The 16,947-nt window shown below is 68.9% G+C and carries 19 protein-coding genes; 13 read left to right on the top strand and 6 right to left on the bottom strand.

The features are described 5' to 3' along the window. Window position 1 precedes the first annotated feature (1 nt). From MNR01_RS10295 to MNR01_RS10265, 7 genes are all read left to right on the top strand, one after another. Window positions 2-1,789 (top strand): ATP-binding protein, encoded by a 1,788-nt coding sequence (locus MNR01_RS10295; protein WP_241917721.1) that lies wholly within the window; start codon window positions 2-4, stop codon window positions 1,787-1,789. Further along, window positions 1,764-2,117, top strand: coding sequence for a response regulator (locus MNR01_RS10290; protein ID WP_241917720.1), 354 nt, complete (start codon window positions 1,764-1,766; stop codon window positions 2,115-2,117). The genes MNR01_RS10295 and MNR01_RS10290 overlap by 26 nt, the downstream gene beginning before the upstream one ends. A 62-nt stretch (window positions 2,118-2,179) precedes the next feature. Then, window positions 2,180-3,271 (top strand): ATP-binding protein, encoded by a 1,092-nt coding sequence (locus MNR01_RS10285; RefSeq protein WP_241917719.1) that lies wholly within the window; start codon window positions 2,180-2,182, stop codon window positions 3,269-3,271. Further along, complete coding sequence (gene ntrC / locus MNR01_RS10280) at window positions 3,268-4,671, top strand: nitrogen regulation protein NR(I) (RefSeq protein WP_241917718.1); 1,404 nt, start codon at window positions 3,268-3,270, stop codon at window positions 4,669-4,671. The genes MNR01_RS10285 and ntrC overlap by 4 nt, the downstream gene beginning before the upstream one ends. A gap of 208 nt (window positions 4,672-4,879) precedes the next feature. After that, on the top strand, window positions 4,880-5,446 hold the full coding sequence (locus MNR01_RS10275) for a superoxide dismutase family protein (protein WP_241917717.1): 567 nt from the start codon (window positions 4,880-4,882) through the stop codon (window positions 5,444-5,446). A gap of 7 nt (window positions 5,447-5,453) precedes the next feature. Continuing rightward, entirely contained in the window at window positions 5,454-5,960 is a 507-nt protein-coding gene (locus tag MNR01_RS10270) for a GNAT family N-acetyltransferase (protein ID WP_241917716.1), read from the top strand. Between the two features lie 54 nt (window positions 5,961-6,014). Next, on the top strand, window positions 6,015-6,326 hold the full coding sequence (locus tag MNR01_RS10265; protein WP_241917715.1) for a hypothetical protein: 312 nt from the start codon (window positions 6,015-6,017) through the stop codon (window positions 6,324-6,326). Window positions 6,327-6,366: 40 nt separating this feature from the next. On the opposite strand, the gene MNR01_RS10260 is transcribed toward MNR01_RS10265, so the two are convergent. Continuing rightward, a complete protein-coding gene (locus MNR01_RS10260) occupies window positions 6,367-7,284 on the bottom strand; it encodes a hypothetical protein (RefSeq protein WP_241917714.1) in 918 nt (305 codons plus the stop codon). Between the two features lie 119 nt (window positions 7,285-7,403). Here MNR01_RS10260 and MNR01_RS10255 point away from each other — a divergent pair, with 119 nt between their 5' ends. Further along, the gene (locus MNR01_RS10255; protein WP_241917713.1) at window positions 7,404-8,681 is read left to right on the top strand and encodes an acetyl-CoA C-acetyltransferase; all 1,278 of its coding nucleotides are present in this window, start codon (window positions 7,404-7,406) and stop codon (window positions 8,679-8,681) included. Window positions 8,682-8,788: 107 nt separating this feature from the next. Here MNR01_RS10255 and MNR01_RS10250 read toward each other — a convergent pair whose 3' ends face one another. From MNR01_RS10250 to MNR01_RS10240, 3 genes are all read right to left on the bottom strand, one after another. Continuing rightward, window positions 8,789-10,039 carry a heme biosynthesis HemY N-terminal domain-containing protein gene (locus MNR01_RS10250; protein ID WP_241917712.1) on the bottom strand — a complete coding sequence of 417 codons (1,251 nt, stop codon included), beginning with the start codon at window positions 10,037-10,039 and terminating at the stop codon, window positions 8,789-8,791. A gap of 24 nt (window positions 10,040-10,063) precedes the next feature. Continuing rightward, window positions 10,064-11,053, bottom strand: a complete 990-nt coding sequence (locus tag MNR01_RS10245; protein ID WP_241917711.1) for a uroporphyrinogen-III C-methyltransferase — start codon at window positions 11,051-11,053, stop codon at window positions 10,064-10,066. 66 nt (window positions 11,054-11,119) lie between these two features. Beyond that, window positions 11,120-11,875, bottom strand: coding sequence for a uroporphyrinogen-III synthase (locus MNR01_RS10240; protein WP_241917710.1), 756 nt, complete (start codon window positions 11,873-11,875; stop codon window positions 11,120-11,122). 83 nt (window positions 11,876-11,958) lie between these two features. Here MNR01_RS10240 and MNR01_RS10235 point away from each other — a divergent pair, with 83 nt between their 5' ends. The 5 genes from MNR01_RS10235 (at window position 11,959) to MNR01_RS10215 (ending at window position 15,317) form a co-directional block, all read left to right on the top strand. Next, on the top strand, window positions 11,959-12,462 hold the full coding sequence (locus MNR01_RS10235; RefSeq protein ID WP_241917709.1) for a YiiD C-terminal domain-containing protein: 504 nt from the start codon (window positions 11,959-11,961) through the stop codon (window positions 12,460-12,462). Window positions 12,463-12,529: 67 nt separating this feature from the next. Next, window positions 12,530-12,958, top strand: coding sequence for a hypothetical protein (locus MNR01_RS10230; protein WP_241917708.1), 429 nt, complete (start codon window positions 12,530-12,532; stop codon window positions 12,956-12,958). A 154-nt stretch (window positions 12,959-13,112) separates the two neighbouring features. After that, window positions 13,113-13,550 carry a rhodanese-like domain-containing protein gene (locus MNR01_RS10225; protein ID WP_241917707.1) on the top strand — a complete coding sequence of 146 codons (438 nt, stop codon included), beginning with the start codon at window positions 13,113-13,115 and terminating at the stop codon, window positions 13,548-13,550. A gap of 206 nt (window positions 13,551-13,756) precedes the next feature. After that, window positions 13,757-14,275 carry a protein-export chaperone SecB gene (gene secB, locus MNR01_RS10220; RefSeq protein WP_158732118.1) on the top strand — a complete coding sequence of 173 codons (519 nt, stop codon included), beginning with the start codon at window positions 13,757-13,759 and terminating at the stop codon, window positions 14,273-14,275. A 13-nt stretch (window positions 14,276-14,288) separates the two neighbouring features. Beyond that, a complete protein-coding gene (locus MNR01_RS10215; protein ID WP_241917706.1) occupies window positions 14,289-15,317 on the top strand; it encodes an NAD(P)H-dependent glycerol-3-phosphate dehydrogenase in 1,029 nt (342 codons plus the stop codon). A 68-nt stretch (window positions 15,318-15,385) separates the two neighbouring features. On the opposite strand, the gene MNR01_RS10210 is transcribed toward MNR01_RS10215, so the two are convergent. Then, entirely contained in the window at window positions 15,386-16,021 is a 636-nt protein-coding gene (locus MNR01_RS10210; RefSeq protein ID WP_241917705.1) for an outer membrane beta-barrel protein, read from the bottom strand. Between the two features lie 281 nt (window positions 16,022-16,302). Then, the gene (locus MNR01_RS10205; RefSeq protein ID WP_241917704.1) at window positions 16,303-16,917 is read right to left on the bottom strand and encodes a diffusible signal factor-reguated Ax21 faimly protein; all 615 of its coding nucleotides are present in this window, start codon (window positions 16,915-16,917) and stop codon (window positions 16,303-16,305) included. Window positions 16,918-16,947 lie beyond the last annotated feature (30 nt).

Genomic DNA, 16,947 nt, shown 5'->3' with positions numbered 1-16,947 from the left:
CATGGCCGAGTCGCCTGCACGCCGCGAGTCGCGCCTGCGGCGCCTGACCAGCCGGATCGATCCCGCGTTGCTGATGCTGCTGGTCGGTCCGCTGATGATCTTCTTCGCCTGGGGCGTTACCTACGGTCAGATCGCCAAGGACCGCAGCCGCGCGCTGGTCGAGGGCTACCGCGAGGCCAATGGTCTCAGCCGCTCGTTTGCGGCACAGACCCAGCACCGCCTGGATGATCTCGACCGGGTCGCGCGCGTGATCCGGCAGGCCTACGTCGCCGGCAAACCGGAAGTCGACATCCGCCGGCTGCTGCAAGGCGCCGGATATGTCAGGCCGCAGGACATGACGGTGGGCATAGTAGATGCCGCCTACCGGACCGTCGCGGGCACGGTCCCGATGGATCGTGGCTGGCTGTCGACGGTGTTGCCGTGGACAGCGGAAGTGGTTGACCGGCCGCAGGTGTCCAAGCCACTGCTGGCTCACGCCGGGCGTCCGGACATGCTCATGTTCAGCCGTCCGGTCCGACAGCCCGATGGCGCCCTGTCCGGTGCCGTGATCGTCAGCGTCCGCCCGGAACAGCTCCTCACCAACCTGCGCAGGCTCAACGTCGGCCCCATGTCCCGCCAGTTTGGAACGGTCGAACTGGGGCCGCGCGACATCGCCGCCATCCTCGGCCTGGACGGACGCGTGCGGGCGGTGCTGGTGGGGGGCAAGCCGATCCCATCGAGCCGCTGGCCGACGACACCGGTCATCTACCGGCTCAAGGACGGCACCATCCAGCAGATCTCGCAGCCGGCGGTGGATGCCGTGCCGAGGCTATGGTCCGGCGGCTACCTGGGCGACTACCAGCTGATCATCGTCGTCGGCATTTCCCGCCAGGACGCGTTGCGCGAGTTCGAGCGGCACCGGCGCATCTATCTCATTGGAACGACGGCGTTCACGCTGGGCGTGGGCATGCTGACCATCCTGGCGGCGGTGCTGGCCAGGCGCCAGAAGCGGACGTTGCAGCGGCTGGTCGCAAGCGAACGACAAGCCAATGAATTCAAGTCCGAATTCCTGGCCAGGATCTCGCATGACCTGCGCACGCCGCTCAACGGCATCCTGGGCTTCTCGGAACTGGTCAAGACCACCGCCGGTGAAGCCGATCAGCGCCAGTACGGTGAATACATCCACGACAGCGCCGGCCATCTGCTGGATCTGGTCAACATGATCCTGGACCTGACCAAGATCAAGCACGGAAAGCTGCAGCTGCAACTGGGCGAAGCCGACCTGCGCCAGCTCGCGACGAGCGTATCGAGGACCCACGCGATCGTCGCGACACGCAAAGGGCTCGAGTATCGCCTCGACATTGCCGCCGGCTTTCCCGCAAAGGTGATCTGCGACGGCGTGCGAATGCGCGAAGTCATGAACAACCTGCTGCACAACGCCATCAAGTTCACCAACGCCGGTCGCGTCGCCCTGGACCTGTACGCCGAGGGTGACCGTGCCATGGTCCGCGTGTCCGATACCGGCATCGGCATGAGCGACACAGTCAAAAGCCATCTGTTCGAGCCTTTCAGCGAGGGGCGCGACGAGGCCTCCATGGCCCAGGCCGGCGCCGGACTGGGCCTGGCGTTCTCCAGGGAGCTGATCGCCCTGCACGGCGGCGGTATCGATGTGGTGTCGGAGCAGGGCGAAGGCACCGCGGTCACGTTCTGGATCCCGCTTCGCGGGCCTGGCACAGGCGATGCCAGCGGCGCTGCGCAAGCGGCAACCATCGAGGGCACAAGCCATGCCGAACGTCCTGATAGTCGATGACGACCTGGTCAACCGGAAGCTGGCCCGCGCCATTCTCGAGCGCGCAGGCTGGACGACGGTGGAATGCGAAAATGGCGCTTCCGCGCTGGAGTGCTTCCAGCGCGAGCACTTCGACGCGGTGCTGCTCGACATCGGCCTGCCCGGCATGAACGGACGCGAGGTCTGCCAAGCCTTGCGGCAGCAACAGCGCGGGCCGCTGCGGATCGTCGCCTACACCGCATCCGTGCTGCCCGAAGAGATGGAGACCCTGGTCGAGAACGGCTTCGACGACGTCCTGCAAAAGCCGGTCAGCATCGGCGCGGTGGAGGCAGCGTTCAAAACCGCCTGAGCGCCTGCCGCCGCAGGGGAGTCGCCCACGTGGACGTCGCCCTCATGCACTAACATGGTGCAATGTCCGCGCCCGCCCCGACTGGTTCCAATCGGCCCGACCTCGACCGGCCCGACCTCGACGGCCTGACCACGCCGCTGGCGTGGAGCGACGAGGAAGGCGCGATCGTCGGCTGCAATGCCGCCTTCTCGCGCTGGCTCGGGGTCAGCGCCCGCCGGCTCGTGGCCTGGCCGCTGGCCGGCCTGGACGGCGGCGACGGCCATCTCGCCCACGCCATGCGCCGCCTGGATGCGGCCGCCGATGCGCCCCTGCGCCTGCGCCGTAGCCGGCTGCGCTTCGCCGATGGTGACGAATGCTTCGCCGATGTCTGGCTCAGTCGCCGCGAAGACGGCGGCTGGCTGCTCGAAGCGCATCCGGTCGACGAGTTTCCCGGCGACGACCCGGCACTGCTGCTGCCGTCGGCGCTGTCGGCATCGCTCAAGGGACTGGCACACGAACTGCGCAATCCGCTTGCCGGCCTCAAGGGCGCGGCGCAGTTGCTGGCGCGGCGCATCGATGCAGACACCGGCAACAGCAGCGGCGATGCCGGCGAGCTGGTGGCGCTGGTCGGCAGCGAAGTCGAGCGGCTGACCGCCCTGGTGGACCAGCTGCTCACGCCGGCGCCACCGCGTCCGCACGCGCCGCTCAACATCCACGCCGTGCTCGAGCGCGTGCTGCGCCTGGCCGAAAGCGACGCCGGCTGGGCCGTACGCCTGGTGCGCGACTACGACCCAAGCCTGCCCGAGCTCGGCGGCGACCCCGATCGCCTGGTGCAGGCGGTCTGGAACCTGGTGCGCAACGCGATCGAAGCCGGCGCCGCCAACATCACCCTGCGCACGCGCGCCGAGCATGCGGTGCGGATCGGCGATGCCGTGCATCCGATCGCGATGCGGCTGGAGATCGTCGACGACGGCCGCGGTGTTCCCGAGGAGCTGGCCGAACAGCTGTTCCTGCCACTGGTCTCCGGCCGTGCCGAAGGCAGCGGTCTCGGCCTGGCGCTGGCGCAACAGGTCGCGCGCGAGCACCGCGGTTCGCTGGCCTACCGCTCGCGACCGGGCCACACCGTGTTCACGCTGCTGTTGCCGCTGCAGATCGAGGAAGAGGTGGGCGCGTGAAAAGGATCTGGGTGGTCGACGACGACCGTGGCGTGCGCTTCGTGCTCGCCACCGCACTGCGCGAGGGCGGCTATACGGTCGACGGATTCGAGAACACCGCCGATGCCCTGGCCGCGCTGGCCGAACGCGGCGCACCGGACCTGCTGTTCACCGATGTGCGCATGCCCGGCGACGATGGCCTGGTGCTGCTCGAGCGCCTCAAGGCGCAGGTGCCGCAGCTCCCGGTGATCGTGATGAGCGCCTACACCGATGTCGCCAGCACCGCCGGTGCCTTCCGCGGCGGCGCGCATGAGTTCCTGTCCAAGCCCTTCGACCTCGATGAAGCCGTGGCGCTGGCCGCGCGCACGCTCGCCGCGGTGGGCGAGGCGGCCGCGCCAGCGCAGGCCGAATTGCCCAAGGACGACGCGCTGATCGGCGACACGCCGGCGATGCGCACGCTGTTCCGCGCGATCGGCCGCCTCGCGCAGGCGCCGCTGTCGGTGCTGATCACCGGCGAGACCGGCACCGGCAAGGAGCTGGTGGCGCGCGCGCTGCACCGCGAGTCCCCGCGCGCCGAGCACCCCTTCGTCGCGCTGAACACCGCGGCGATCCCGTCGGAGCTTCTGGAAAGCGAACTGTTCGGCCACGAGGCCGGCGCTTTCACCGGCGCCCAGCGCCGCCATACCGGACGCTTCGAACAGGCCCATCGCGGCACGCTGTTCCTCGACGAAATCGGCGACATGCCGCTGCCGCTGCAGACGCGGTTGCTGCGCGTGCTGGCCGAGGGCGAATTCTTTCGTGTCGGCGGGCGCGAGCTGATCCGCGTCGATGTCCGCGTGATCGCCGCCACCCACCAGGATCTGGAAGCGCTGGTGGCCGATGGCCGCTTCCGCGCCGACCTGCTGCATCGGCTTGATGTCGTGCGCCTGCACCTGCCGCCGCTGCGCGAGCGGCGCGAGGACATCCCGCGCCTGGCCGAACGCTTCCTGGCGTCGGCCGCCGCGCGATTCGATGCGCCGGCCAAGCGACTGGCCAAGCCGGCGCTCGAGCGCATGCTCGGCTACGACTGGCCCGGCAACGTGCGCCAGCTGGAAAACCTGTGCTGGCGCCTGGCCGCACTCGCGCCGGGCGAGACCATCGCGCGCGCCGACCTGGACGAGGCACTTGCCGCCACGCCGGGCAAGGACAGCGGCAACCGCGACGACGATGATTGGGACACCCGGCTTGCGGCATGGGCGCGTGCGCAACTCACGCTCGGCAGCGACGACATCCACGCACAGGCTCGCGAGCGTTTCGAACGCGCCCTGTTCGAGGCAGCGCTGGAGCACACCGGCGGTCGCCGCACCGAAGCGGCTGCGCGCCTGGGCCTGGGCCGCAACACGCTGACGCGCAAACTTGGCCCCGGACGGCGTCGAACCTGACCCCGCGCCGCAACGGACCGGTCGTGATCGCCACGACCGAAGCTGCGAAGCTTCAATGACGCGTACGGCTGGGTTTGCGAGCTTGGCGTGAACACCGGCCGGGGCGTCTTTCACCGCTGGATGACCGGCGCGCAGCTAGGCTGCGTGACGATCTGGCTTTGCATAGGGGCCTGCTGCCAGTCCCCGTCCAAACAACATGGAGAAGTCGATGAACACCACGTTGAACACCCTGCTCGCCGCCGCCGTCGTGGTGGCCGTGACCGCCTGCAGTTCCACGCCGAAGACGAAGGCGCCCGCCGCGCCGACCGCGGTGTCGACCGCCAGGGCCGCCACGGTCAACCTCGCATCGGCGTCGGCCAGCCTGGTCAGCGGCAAGCTCAGCGTGGTGCCGATGGGCGATGGCGTGCACCTCACCGGTGAGGTCGGCGGGTTCGCGCCCAACAGCACGCACGCCATCCACATCCACGAGAAGGGCGACTGCAGCGCCGCCGATGCCAGCAGCGCTGGCGGCCATTTCAATCCGGCCGGTTCGCCGCACGGCAAGGTCGACAGCAGCGCGCACCACGGCGGCGACATGAACAACATCGTTGCCGACGGCGAAGGCGTGGCCAGGGTCGACGTGCACGCCAGTGGCGTCACCCTCGGCGGTGGCGCGGCCAACGATGTCGCCGGCAAGGCGGTGATCGTCCACGCCAGCGCCGACGACTACAAGACGCAGCCCACCGGCAACGCAGGCGGCCGCGTCGCCTGCGGCGTCATCACCGTCACCCAGTAACGCCACCGTGTCCGACCACCCGGCGCAGGCGCCGCTGCGCATACGCGCTGCCAATGCCCACGACCGCGACCTGCTCGCGCAGTGGGCGCTGGCGATGGCGCTGGAAACCGAGCACAAGCAGCTGGATCCGGCGACCGTGCTCGCCGGCGTCGAAGCGGCGATCGACGATCCTGCCAAGGCGCGCTATTTCGTCGCCGTCCGCGAGGCCACCGTCGCCGGCCGCGAAACCATCTCCAGCGCGGCCGGCACGCTGATGCTCACGCGCGAATGGAGCGACTGGCGCAACGGTGACTGGTGGTGGATCCAGAGCGTGTACGTCGCCCCCGTGCATCGGCGACAGGGCGTGTTCGCCGCGCTGTACCGCCACGTCGAGTCGCTGGCGCGTGCCACCCCCGGCGTGGTTGGCCTGCGTCTGTACGTCGAACGCGACAATGCCCAGGCCCATCGCACCTACCAGTCGCTGGGCATGGTCGATGCCGGCTACGCGATCTACGAAGCGGAGTTCCCGACCTGACGAGTTCGGAAGGCAGTCATCGCCACCCCCGGTGATTGTCCCTACAATCAGGAGATGGATTACCAGCTCGTCATCAAGTTCTGGCGCAAGTCCCTGGCCGACGAAACCTTCCTTGCAACCATCGAGGGCGAGTTGAAGCAGGCCTTGGGCGACTCTGCCGAGCTTGACGGCTATGACGTCAGCAAGAACGAGATCAACCTCTTCATGGTGACCGCCGACCCGCGACAGTCGTTCCGCCGCGCCAGGGAGGTTCTGCAGCGCATGGGACTGGTGCAGGGCGTTTCCAGCGCATACCGCCTCGTCGGCGGCGCGCGTTTCACCTCACTGTGGCCGCTGCGCTCCACGCGCAAGTTCACGTTGCCCTAGGGTCGACAGCTGCGCGGATGCATCTGCGCCGGCGCAACGCTCAATCCAGCGCTTCGCGCGCCTGTTCGCCCGCGCAATGCACGAAGTTGACCGGTACGCCGTGCGCGCCCAGCACCGCGGCGATCTGGCGCTGGCGCGACTGGAAATGCTGGTGCAGCCGTTCAAGCTTGTCGCGGCACTCGGGCGTCTCGCAGGGGGCCTCGGTGGCATAGCGCGCCTTCCACGCACGCGGTTCGAACAACGCGATGCGTGCCTCGCCGTTGGCGTAGTGCACCAGCGGCTCCGGTGGCGCATCCAGCCAGTGCTCGCCTTCGGGCTCCAGCAGGGCGGTTTCCAGCAGCGGCCACAGCGGCCCCAGGCCGGCGTGGTCGTACTGCATCGCCATCATCGCGGTGAGGTCGTGCACGGTGAGGTAGCGCGCATGTTCGACCTGCAGGCCGAAGGCCTCCTGTGCCGCCAGCGCGGTCGCCGCGCCGGCCATGCCGCGCTCGAGCAGTTCGCGCTCGAAGGCGTCGCCGACCCGGGTGGCGATGTCGGGATCGCCGCCGAGCACGAACGGCACAAGCCGCAGCGGGCCGCCGGCGAAATCCGGCGACGGCGTCAGCGCACCAGGCAGCTGCGCGTCGTGCGCGCCGAAGGCAATGATCCGGCCGCCGGCCTGCGCCGCCGAACGCGGTGCCCGCGCGGCCAGCTGGTCGAGTTCCTGGTGCAGGGGCCAGCCCGGCCGCAGCAACTCGACCGGGTCGTAATGGGCGCCGACGGTCACCAGCTCCAGCGCGGCCGCCTCGGGCGCGAAGCCCGCCAGGTCATGCGCGACCAGCTCGGCGAGGGCACCGACCTCGACCTGCGCCAGGGCCTGGCGCGACACCGGGGCATCGCCGCGCAACTCGAGCGCCAGCGCGCCGAGCACGTGCAGGGTAGTGGTGGGGACAGCGGGGGCGGGGCCGGGAAGACTCATGGATACGGTGGCGTTTGGTCGCACGCGAAGGCGGCGCTACACTGCGGACATTATGCCCGTGGCGCCGTTAAGGCCCGGGTGTTCATCCCCCTTCAGCCATTCTGCGTGAGGTGTTAACGATGCGTCCTGCCCGTCCCGTTGCCGTGCTCGGTGGCGTCCGTATCCCGTTCTGCCGCCAGAACACGGCCTATGCGGACGTTGGCAACCTGGGCATGTCGGTACGCACCCTGGGCGCGCTGGTCGAGAAGTACGGCCTGCATGGCCAGCAGCTGGGCGAAGTGGCGATGGGAGCGGTGATCAAGCACTCCAGCGACTGGAACCTCGGCCGCGAGGCGGCGCTGTCGTCCGGCCTGTCGCCGCTGACCCCGGGCATCACCCTGCAGCGCGCCTGCGGCACCTCGCTCGACTCGATCGTGCACATCGGCAACAAGATCGCCGCCGGCCAGATCGAGGTCGGCATCGGCGGCGGCTCGGACACCACCTCCGACGTGCCGATCGTCTACGGCCAGAAGCTGCGCCGTCGCCTGCTCGAGGCTGCCCGCGCCAAGACGCCGCGCGACAAGCTGGCCGCGTTCAAGGGTTTCCATTTCCGCGAACTCAAGCCCGAGTTTCCGGGCGTGGCCGAGCCGCGCACCGGCAAGTCGATGGGCGACCACTGCGAGGACATGGCCAAGCAGTGGAACATCTCGCGCGATTCGCAGGACGAATGGGCGCTGTCGTCGCACCAGAAGCTTGCCGCCGCCTACGAGCGCGGTTTCTTCGACGACCTGGTGGTGAGTTTCCGCGGCGTCTCGCGCGACAACATCCTGCGTCCCGACAGCACCCTGGAGAAGCTGGCCTCGCTCAAGCCGGCCTTCGACAAGACCTCCGGCCGCGGCACCCTGACCGCTGCCAACTCCACCCCGCTGACCGATGGCGCCTCCGCGTGCCTGCTGGCCTCCGAGGAATGGGCGCGCTCGCACGGCCATGAAGTGCTGTGCTACCTGCGCGACGCGCATGTGGGCGCGGTCGACTTCGTCCATGGCGAGGGCCTGCTGATGGCGCCGACCGTGGCCGTGCCGGAGATGCTCAAGCGCAACGGCCTGACCCTGCAGGACTTCGACTTCTACGAGATCCACGAAGCCTTTGCCGCGCAGGTGCTGTGCACGCTGCGCGCGTGGGAGAGCGAGGAGTACTGCCGCAACCGCCTCGGCCTGGACGCGCCGATGGGTCGCATCGACGTAGCGAAGATCAACCCGAACGGTTCTTCGCTGGCCGCCGGCCATCCGTTTGCCGCGACCGGCGCGCGCATCGTGGCCACCGCGGCCAAGGAGCTCAAGCAGCGCGGTGGCGGCCGTTGCCTGGTGTCGATCTGCACCGCCGGCGGCATGGGCGTGGTCGCCATCCTCGAGCGTTGAGGCGCATCCGGGGCTGCCGGCTCACATCCCCGTAGCCCGGGTAAGCGAAGCGCACCCGGGGGCTGGTGCGTCCCGGATGCGGCCTTTGGCCTTATCCGGGCTACGGCTCAACCGCGCAATCGCGGCACGCCGTGTTCGTTGCGCTCCTCGACCACGGCCTGGTCGAAGATCTTCTGGCGCAGGTCGCGCCCGGGAAGTTCCTGGGTCGCCGCACCGCGCGCGGCGTTCAATGCGTTGGCATAGCAAAGGCGCGCAAGCTTCTCGTCGCCGGCCTGGCTGAAGCCGTGCCCGAGCTCTTCCCATGCTTCGCTGTTGGCGCCCTGCGCCAGCGCGCGATGCAGATAGGTCTCCGCCTGTGGCCACTGGCCCTGCGCGCGTGCCAGGCGAGCGAGCGTCAACAGCAGCGCCGGGCTTGCCGGATGCGCCTCCAGCCAGCGCTCGGCATTGCCGCGGCGGGCATCGAGGCGACCGATGGCCAGCCGCCCATACAGGCCAGCCAGTGACTCGTCCCAGCGCGCATCGAGGGCCTGCTCGATGCTCCTGGCCGCAGCTTCGTCCCAGCGCAGCGCCGCGGCGCGTTCGGCGTAGGCGGCAACGGCAGCCGGATCGCTGCGCAGCGGCTTGGGCAGTGCTTCCCAGCGATCGGCCAGGACGTTGGCATCGCCGGCTTCGCGCAGCGAGGCCGCGCCCCATTGCGCCTCCAGCGCTGACAGCCGATCGGCCGGCCAGACCTGCTGCTGGCGCAACGCACCGAGCAGCCCGTAGGCCTCGCCGCTGCGACCAAGGGCTACCAGCGCCTGTGCGCGCAAGGCCAGGCCACGCGGCGGAAGCGGCGTCGCCGTTGCCGCATCGAGTGCCGCCAGTGCATCGGCGGGACGGCCGCGCTCCAGTGCAAGTTCGGCACCGGCCAGGGCGCGGGTGGTGGCGTGTCCAGCGTCGAGTGCGGCCAGGTGGCGTTGCGCGGACGTGTCGTCGCCGCGCGCTGCCGCGGCCCGCGCGGCACCGGCATGCGCGAGCGCGCGCACGTCGGCCTGCGCGGAGGCCTGGTCGAGCAGTTTCTCGGCACGGGTCCACTGGCCCTGATCGAGCGCGGACAGGCCGTCGATCAGCTGCGCGCGCGCCTGGCGCTTGCGGTGCCGTCGCATCGCCGCGAACGGCAGGCTGAGCAGTTTCCACAGCAGCCACAGTCCGGCCGACACCAGCAACAGCAACGCCACGCCCTTGGGTACGTTGGTGATGTAGTCGTTGCCGCCGTAACGCACCAGCACGTAGCCCGGATCCTGCAGCAGTACCTGTGCAACCAGCGCGCCGGCCAGCGCCAGCACGATCCAGAACAGCAGGTTGCGGAAGATGTTCATGGGCGCGTGGCTCCTGGGCGTCCGTCAGTCCGCGCGCATCTGGCGCAGTTGCTGCAGTGTGCTGCCGAGTGTCGGAAGCGTCAGTGAAAGGGGTTGCTGCGCCAGCGCCTGCATGCGCGCGCGTTGCTTCTGCAACGACGGCGAGTCCGGCCACAGTCGCGTCAGCCAGCCCTCGGCGCGCTGCAGTGCGGCGCGGAAGCCGGCCTGGTCGCGACGCTCGGCGCAGGCGCGCGCGAGCGAGATTTCCAGTTGCAGTCCCGCCATCGCGGCAACCCGGTCGGAAGCCTGCACCGCGACCATGCGGTCACTGGGGTGCACATCGATCAGGGTGGCGAACGCGCGACGCCACCACGGCGCCTCGGGCTGCGCCTGCGTGGTGGATTCGACCGGCGCGATCATCGCCGTCTGCGCCAGCGCATCAAGGTCGGCCATGGCCTGCACGCGCGGTTCGATGCCCAGTGCTTCCAGGCCGGCGCGCTCCTGCTGCAGTGTCTGGCGCAGGCTCAGGTAGGCAGGGTCGTCGACGCCGTCGAGCACGTGACCGGCCAGCGCGTACGCGCGTCGCGCGCCGTCGAGGTCGCCGGCAATCAGCAGGCGTTGCTGGCCGAGGCTGAGCAGCAGCTCGGTCTCGTCCAGTCGCAACGCCTGCTCGCCGTGACGGTCGGGATCGGCCAGCTTGGAAACGGTGTCCTCGAGCAGTGCCGCGCGCTGGCCGATACCGAGCAGTTCGTCGCGCAGCACGCGGTTGGTCGCGTCGGCCTGCTGCAGGCGCTGGACCTGTGCGCGCTGGTCGCGGCGGATCGAATCGATGCGGCCATCGAGCGCGTCCAGGCGTTGCCCGGCATCGCTGGCCTGCTCACGATCGCGTTCGAGCTTGGCCTGCCACTGCATCCAGCCGTAACCACCGGCGCCGGCGACCACCGCCAGCAGTACCAGCCACAGCCAGCCGCGCGATCGACGCGGAGCCGAAGAGGCAGGGACGGGCGCAGGGGTGGATTCAGGCGTGGTGGACACGGCAAGGGTCAGGTCGGAAGGGACGCCGTCATGCTACCGGATGCGATGCGCGTCACGGACGGTCGTTCAGGCGCGCCTTTGTCGCGTTTGCCGGCCCTGCCCGTTGATTGGCGCCGCGGCCAGCAGGTCCTGCGGACGTGCGCTGCGGGCGACGGCCACGTCGGCGAAGCCCTGTTGCCGGGCCAGCCCTGCCAGTCGTTCGCTGGCGGCAACGACAGACGATTGCAGCAGCCGTTCGCGCGCCGGCGCAGGCAATGCATTGAGAATGGTCTCAATGGCGTCCCCGCTCGACAGCGCGACCACGCTGGGCGCGGCCAGTGCAAGCAGTTGGTTCACCGCACGCGTTGACGGCGTGATCGCGACACGATCGTAGACATCGGCCCGCAGCACCCGCGCCCCGCGGGCCTGCAACGCCGGCACGAGCACGCCGCGGCCGCCCGGTGCGCTGATGAATCCCAGTGCGCTCCCGGCGAGGTCCTGCAATCCCGGCAACGCCAGCAGCCCCTCGCTGTCCATCCTCGTCGGCGCCGCGACATCGGCCACTCCCGCACGGCGCAATGCCGCCGCGGTGCCGGCGCCAACCGCGAACCATTGCTGCCCCGGCCGGGCATGCAGCGCCTGCAGCGACCGCGCCGCACGCACCGCCGTCGGGCTTGTGACCACGACGCGCGTTGCCTGCGTGGCGATGCGCAATGCCTCGCGGGTGGCCTCGTCGTCGCGCAGGCGCAGTTGCCACGGCGAAAGTGCGACGAATCCGGCACCCACGCGCGCGGCGGCGCGACGCAAGGCCGCATGCTCGCCACGCGGACGCAGCGAGATCACGTACCATCCGGGCGGCGCAGGGGTTGGCATGGCACCAGCATAGCCGTCCCGCCCGCGTCCCCCATCGCTTCCACGCACGCCGGATGAACCCGAACACCCTCTCCCCCGAACAGGATTACGACCACGCCGCTGCCCTGGAGCGTCTGCAACACCACTACCAGTCGATGCCGCCGGTCGCGGCGATGGACGTGCGAGTTGCGGCCTACGACGGTCAACGCCTCTGTCTGCATGCGCCGTTGTCGCGACACGTCAATGACAAGGGCTGCGCCTTCGGCGGCAGCCTGGCCTCGATGATGACGCTGGCGTCCTGGGGCGTGGTCTCGCTGCACATCGAGGCGGCCGGCCTGGAAGCCGAGGTTTTCGTCGCCGACAGCCAGATCCGCTACCTGGCGCCCCTGTTCGCCGATCTGGACGTGCAGGCCGAACTGGCCGCGGATTCGAACTGGCCCGGCTTCATCGCCACCCTGCGCGAGCGCGGGCGTGCCCGCACCGGCCTGGTGGCGCGGGCGATGTTGCCGGACGGCGCCATCGCCACCGAGTTCACCGCCCGCTATGTCGCGATCCTGAAGCAACCCCCGCGGGCGTGATCGGGGCCGCGGCGAAATGCCGCGGTTTGCCCTTAGGATGGCGTCGGCACCCGGGGGAACTGTCTTAATGCGCCGTCTGACCCAACTGATGAACCTGGCCCTGCTCCTGGGCCTGCTGACGGTCGCCGGCAGCGCCGCGGCCAGTCGCAAGTCCGATACGCTCGAGCGCAACCAGTACGCTTGGGCCGGTGCGATCCGCTGGGGCGATTTCGACGCTGCCCTGACCCTGGTCGACCCGACGTACCTTGCCGAGCACCCGGTCAGCGAGATCGAGCTGGCCCGTTACGAGCAGGTCCAGATCACCGCCTACCGCGACCGCGGCAGCAGCGTCGACCTGAAGGCCGGGGTTGCCGTGCGCGAAGTCGAGATCGCCGTGGTCAACCGCCACACCCAGGCCGAGCGCACCGTGCGCTACCGCGAACAATGGCGCTGGGACGATGAAGCCAAGAACTGGTGGGCCACCGGCGGCCTGCCGGACCTCTGGGAAGGGCAGTAACCGTCGTCGGCGGGAAACCGGACGACGCCGGACCGCGGGCCAACGCCTGGCCTGCAGCCTGCCAGAGCCCGCAGGCAGGCCGCCACGCCGCGAATTTTGCGCCGCCGCCGGCACTGGGAGACAATCCCGCCCCCGTTTCAGCTGCCGTGATGCCGTGACCTTCCAAGAACTGCTGGCCTTCGCCGAGCGCCACCCCTACCTGTCGCTGGCGCTGGTCGGCCTGACGATCGCGATCATCTACACCGAGATCGCGCGCCTGTTCCGCGGCTACAAGGCGCTGCGTCCGGCCGAGCTGACCGGCCTGATCAACCGCGACAACGCACTGGTCATCGACCTGTCGGCGAGCAACGACTTCGAGAAGGGCCACATCGCCGGCAGCAAGTCGGTGCAGCCCAGCCAGTTCGATCCGGAGAACAAGCTGCTGGCCAACGCCAAGGATTTGCCGGTCGTGGTGGTGTGCCGTACCGGCCAGGGCTCGGCCGATGCCGCCAAGCGCCTGAAGAAGGCCGGTTTTACCAAGGTTTTCTGGCTCGACGGTGGCATTGCGGCATGGCAACAGGCCGACCTGCCGCTGGTGAAGGGTCGCGCCTGAGCTAGCCGGCTGGCGCCGCGAAAGAAGTTTCACGGGCGGGCTTGATAGCCGTCCCGGCGCCCCAAACACAACCCTTGGGGATTGAATGGGGAAGGCGATGACGGCTTGCCGCAGACACTTCACCTCGCGCAATCTGAACAGCCGGCCGCACCGAGGGTGCGTGCCATAATCGACCACTTTCCGCATTAATTGTCTGGAGTTACGAGATGTCCGAAGAAAACGTCAACGGCGGCGCAGCGTCTGCCGAAGCCAACGGCCCGGCATTCACCGTCGAGAAGATCTACGCCAAGGACGTCTCCTTCGAGGTCCCCGGTGCACCGGCCGTGTTCAACGAGCAGGCCCAGCCGCAGCTGCAGATGAACCTCAACCAGAGCGTGCAGCGCCTCAACGAGAACGCGTTTGAAGTCGTGCTCGGCATCACCCTGACCTGCAACGCCGGCGACAAGACCATGTACGTGGCCGAAGTGAAGCAGGCCGGCGTGTTCGGCCTGGCCGGATTCGACGCCCAGACCCTCGACGGCATGCTCGGCACCCATTGCCCGAACGTGCTGTACCCGTACGCGCGCCAGCTGATCAGCGAGCTGATCCAGACCGGTGGTTTCCCGCCGTTCTACCTGCAGCCGATCAACTTCGAAGCGCTGTACGCCGAAGGCCTGCGCCAGCGCGCCGCCCAGCAGGGTGGTGAGGCCGGCCTGGCCGACGCCGAGACCGCCGGCAACGCCTGATCGCGACCGCGGCATGGAGGCGAACGCACTGCCCACCGTCGCGGTTCTGGGAGCGGGCTCCTGGGGCACCGCCCTGGCGGCCCTGATCGCACGGCACGGTCATCCGACCGTGCTGTGGGGCCGTGACGCCGACGGCGTCGCGGCCATCGACGGCACCCACGGAAACCCGCGCTACCTGCCGGGCATCGCCCTGCCCGAATCGCTGCGCGCAACCACCGACCTGGCTGCCTCCCTGAAGGGAGCCGACCTGGTGCTGGTGGTGGTGCCGTCGCACGCGTTCGCCGAAACGCTGCGCAAGCTCGCACCGCACCGACCGGCCCACGCCGGCGTGGCCTGGGCGACCAAGGGCTTCGAACCCGGCAGCGGCCGCTTCCTGCACGAAGTCGCCGAGGATGTGCTCGGTGCCGACGTGCCCCTGGCAGTGGTGACTGGCCCGTCGTTCGCCAAGGAAGTCGCGCAGGGATTGCCGACTGCACTGACCGTGCACGGCAGCCACGCCGACTTTGCCCAGGAGGTCGCCGATGCACTGCATGGCCCGGCCTTCCGTGCCTACACCGGCAACGACATGCTCGGTGCCGAGCTCGGCGGCGCAATGAAGAACGTGCTGGCCGTGGCAACCGGAGTCGCCGATGGCATGCAGCTCGGCCTCAACGCGCGCGCCGGCCTGATCACGCGCGGCCTCAACGAAATGCTGCGCCTCAACCACGCCATCGGCGGCAAGGCCGAGACCCTGATGGGTCTGGCGGGCCTGGGCGACCTGGTGCTCACCTGCACCGGCGACCTGTCGCGCAATCGCCGTCTGGGCCTGGCCCTCGGCCGTGGCCAATCGATTGCCGATGCCGTGCGCGAGATCGGCCAGGTGGTCGAGTCGGTGCAGACTGCCGACGAAGTCATGCGCCAGGCCGAGCGCCATGGCGTGGAATTGCCGATCTCCAGCGCCGTGCAGGCAGTGCTGCATGGCGAGATCACGCCGGCCGAAGGCCTGCGCCTGCTGCTCTCGCGCGAACAGAAGCCCGAGTACCCGCGCGACCTGTTCGGCTGATTGCGCCGCGTCGCGGAGGCACAAAAAAACCCGGCCTGAGCCGGGTTTTTTCTTCTGCGGCGCCTGGCTTAGAAGCTTGCGCGCATGCCCGCCGTGACCTGCGAGAACTCATCGCCCAGCTCGGCTTCACCGACGATGCCCCAGACCGGCGTCAGGTGGTACTGCAGGCCGAGCGTGGCGCTGAAGGCGCTGTCGTAGACGTCGCCATCGGTGTAGTTGCCCTTGGCCCAGATGTCGACGTTGTTGGCGATCAGATGGCGCACGCCCACCGCGACGCGGAAATCGTCGCCTTCCTGGCTGCCTTCGCCGTCGTCCTCGACGTCGATCTCGGTGCTGAGGTAGCTCAGCTCGGTGATCAGGTCGGTGCGCTGCGACAGACTGTGGTGATAGCCCAGGCCGACAATCGCCTGGCTCATGTCGATGCCGGCGTCGCCGAGGTCGCCGATGATCGGCGCCGACACGCCGACGTCGTCGTCGCCCATGCGGTAGCTGCCGAACACATGGAACGAGTCGCCCAGTGCGGCCGAACCGCCGACGAAGAACCCACCGGCCTCGACGTCATCGATGCGGAAGCCTTCGATCTGCGGCAGTTCCTGGTTCAGCTGCGCGTAGCCGCCTTCGATGTAGGTGTAGCTGTGGCCGTCGGCACTGGCCGCGAACGGTGCGGCGGCGAGCGCAAGCGCCAGGATCAGTTGATTCTTCATGGTGTCCTTCTGATGGAATCCGGCCCGCTGCATGCGGGGTCGCGGCATTATCGCGGAACTTCACGAATTCGTAACAATCTGTCTTTGCCCTGCGGCCCGAACTGCAATGCCGGTCGCAGTTGCGCGCGGCACCGCGACGCGCGCAAAAAAAGAAGCCCGGCTGGGTAGCCGGGCTTCCAGGTCGCGATGTGGGGGAGAGAGAGCAATCGCGATGAAACACACTTCGCCGTGTTCCTCCCGCTGGGCAGGAGGAACACGGGTGCAACCTACACGGGTGCCACTTAGAAGCTGATGCGCGGACCGACGAAGTACGAGGTGTAGCCGTCGACGAACTTGACTTCACCGTTGACGCCCCAGGTCTGGTTGAACTTCACCTGGGCGCCGAGACGGCCGTAGAACTCGCCGTCAACGCGTTCGTAGTCCTCGTAACCGGCCAGCGCGTAGCCTTCGATGTTCGGCGTGAGCGCAGCGCGCACACCGGCTTCAACGTTCCAGCCGTCGGCATCGTTGCCGCCGAAATTCAGGCCGCCGACCGAGTAACCATCGGTTTCAGCCTTCTGGTAACCGACGCGGGTCAGCAGGTCGACCTGCGAGTTGAGCTCGTGGTTGTAGCCGATGCCGACGTTCCACTGGTCGACGTCGATGCCGTCAACGCGGCCGAGCACGGTGTTGAAGTCGTCGGTCTTCTGGCCGCTGTAGCCGCCGAAGATGTGGAAATTCGGCGCGATGGCGGCCGAACCGTTGATGGCCCAGCCATCGGAGTCGAGGGAGCTGTTGTCTGCCGACGTGGCGGCGTAGCCAGCCTCGACGTAGGTGTACGACACGCCTTCGGCAGCCGAAGCGGCGAGCGGGGCGGCAGCGAGCAGGGTCAGGGCGGCAAGCAGGGAACGCTTCATAAGGTCTCAGCCTCGTTATGGTTTTGGATC

The organism is Lysobacter sp. S4-A87, from assembly GCF_022637455.1.
Lineage (GTDB): Bacteria > Pseudomonadota > Gammaproteobacteria > Xanthomonadales > Xanthomonadaceae > Lysobacter_J.
This window is presented reverse-complemented; position numbering and strand designations above follow the sequence as displayed.

What these genes read in the sequence shown, in the direction of transcription:
- MNR01_RS10295 (WP_241917721.1), top strand. Translation starts at nt 2, where the DNA reads ATGGCCGAGTCGCCTGCACGCCGCGAGTCGCGCCTGCGGCGCCTGACC.
- MNR01_RS10290 (WP_241917720.1), top strand. Translation starts at nt 1,764, where the DNA reads ATGCCGAACGTCCTGATAGTCGATGACGACCTGGTCAACCGGAAGCTG.
- MNR01_RS10285 (WP_241917719.1), top strand. Translation starts at nt 2,180, where the DNA reads ATGTCCGCGCCCGCCCCGACTGGTTCCAATCGGCCCGACCTCGACCGG.
- MNR01_RS10275 (WP_241917717.1), top strand. Translation starts at nt 4,880, where the DNA reads ATGAACACCACGTTGAACACCCTGCTCGCCGCCGCCGTCGTGGTGGCC.
- MNR01_RS10265 (WP_241917715.1), top strand. Translation starts at nt 6,015, where the DNA reads ATGGATTACCAGCTCGTCATCAAGTTCTGGCGCAAGTCCCTGGCCGAC.
- MNR01_RS10260 (WP_241917714.1), bottom strand. Translation starts at nt 7,284, where the DNA reads ATGAGTCTTCCCGGCCCCGCCCCCGCTGTCCCCACCACTACCCTGCAC.
- MNR01_RS10255 (WP_241917713.1), top strand. Translation starts at nt 7,404, where the DNA reads ATGCGTCCTGCCCGTCCCGTTGCCGTGCTCGGTGGCGTCCGTATCCCG.
- MNR01_RS10250 (WP_241917712.1), bottom strand. Translation starts at nt 10,039, where the DNA reads ATGAACATCTTCCGCAACCTGCTGTTCTGGATCGTGCTGGCGCTGGCC.
- MNR01_RS10235 (WP_241917709.1), top strand. Translation starts at nt 11,959, where the DNA reads ATGAACCCGAACACCCTCTCCCCCGAACAGGATTACGACCACGCCGCT.
- MNR01_RS10230 (WP_241917708.1), top strand. Translation starts at nt 12,530, where the DNA reads ATGCGCCGTCTGACCCAACTGATGAACCTGGCCCTGCTCCTGGGCCTG.
- secB (WP_158732118.1), top strand. Translation starts at nt 13,757, where the DNA reads ATGTCCGAAGAAAACGTCAACGGCGGCGCAGCGTCTGCCGAAGCCAAC.
- MNR01_RS10215 (WP_241917706.1), top strand. Translation starts at nt 14,289, where the DNA reads ATGGAGGCGAACGCACTGCCCACCGTCGCGGTTCTGGGAGCGGGCTCC.
- MNR01_RS10210 (WP_241917705.1), bottom strand. Translation starts at nt 16,021, where the DNA reads ATGAAGAATCAACTGATCCTGGCGCTTGCGCTCGCCGCCGCACCGTTC.
- MNR01_RS10205 (WP_241917704.1), bottom strand. Translation starts at nt 16,917, where the DNA reads ATGAAGCGTTCCCTGCTTGCCGCCCTGACCCTGCTCGCTGCCGCCCCG.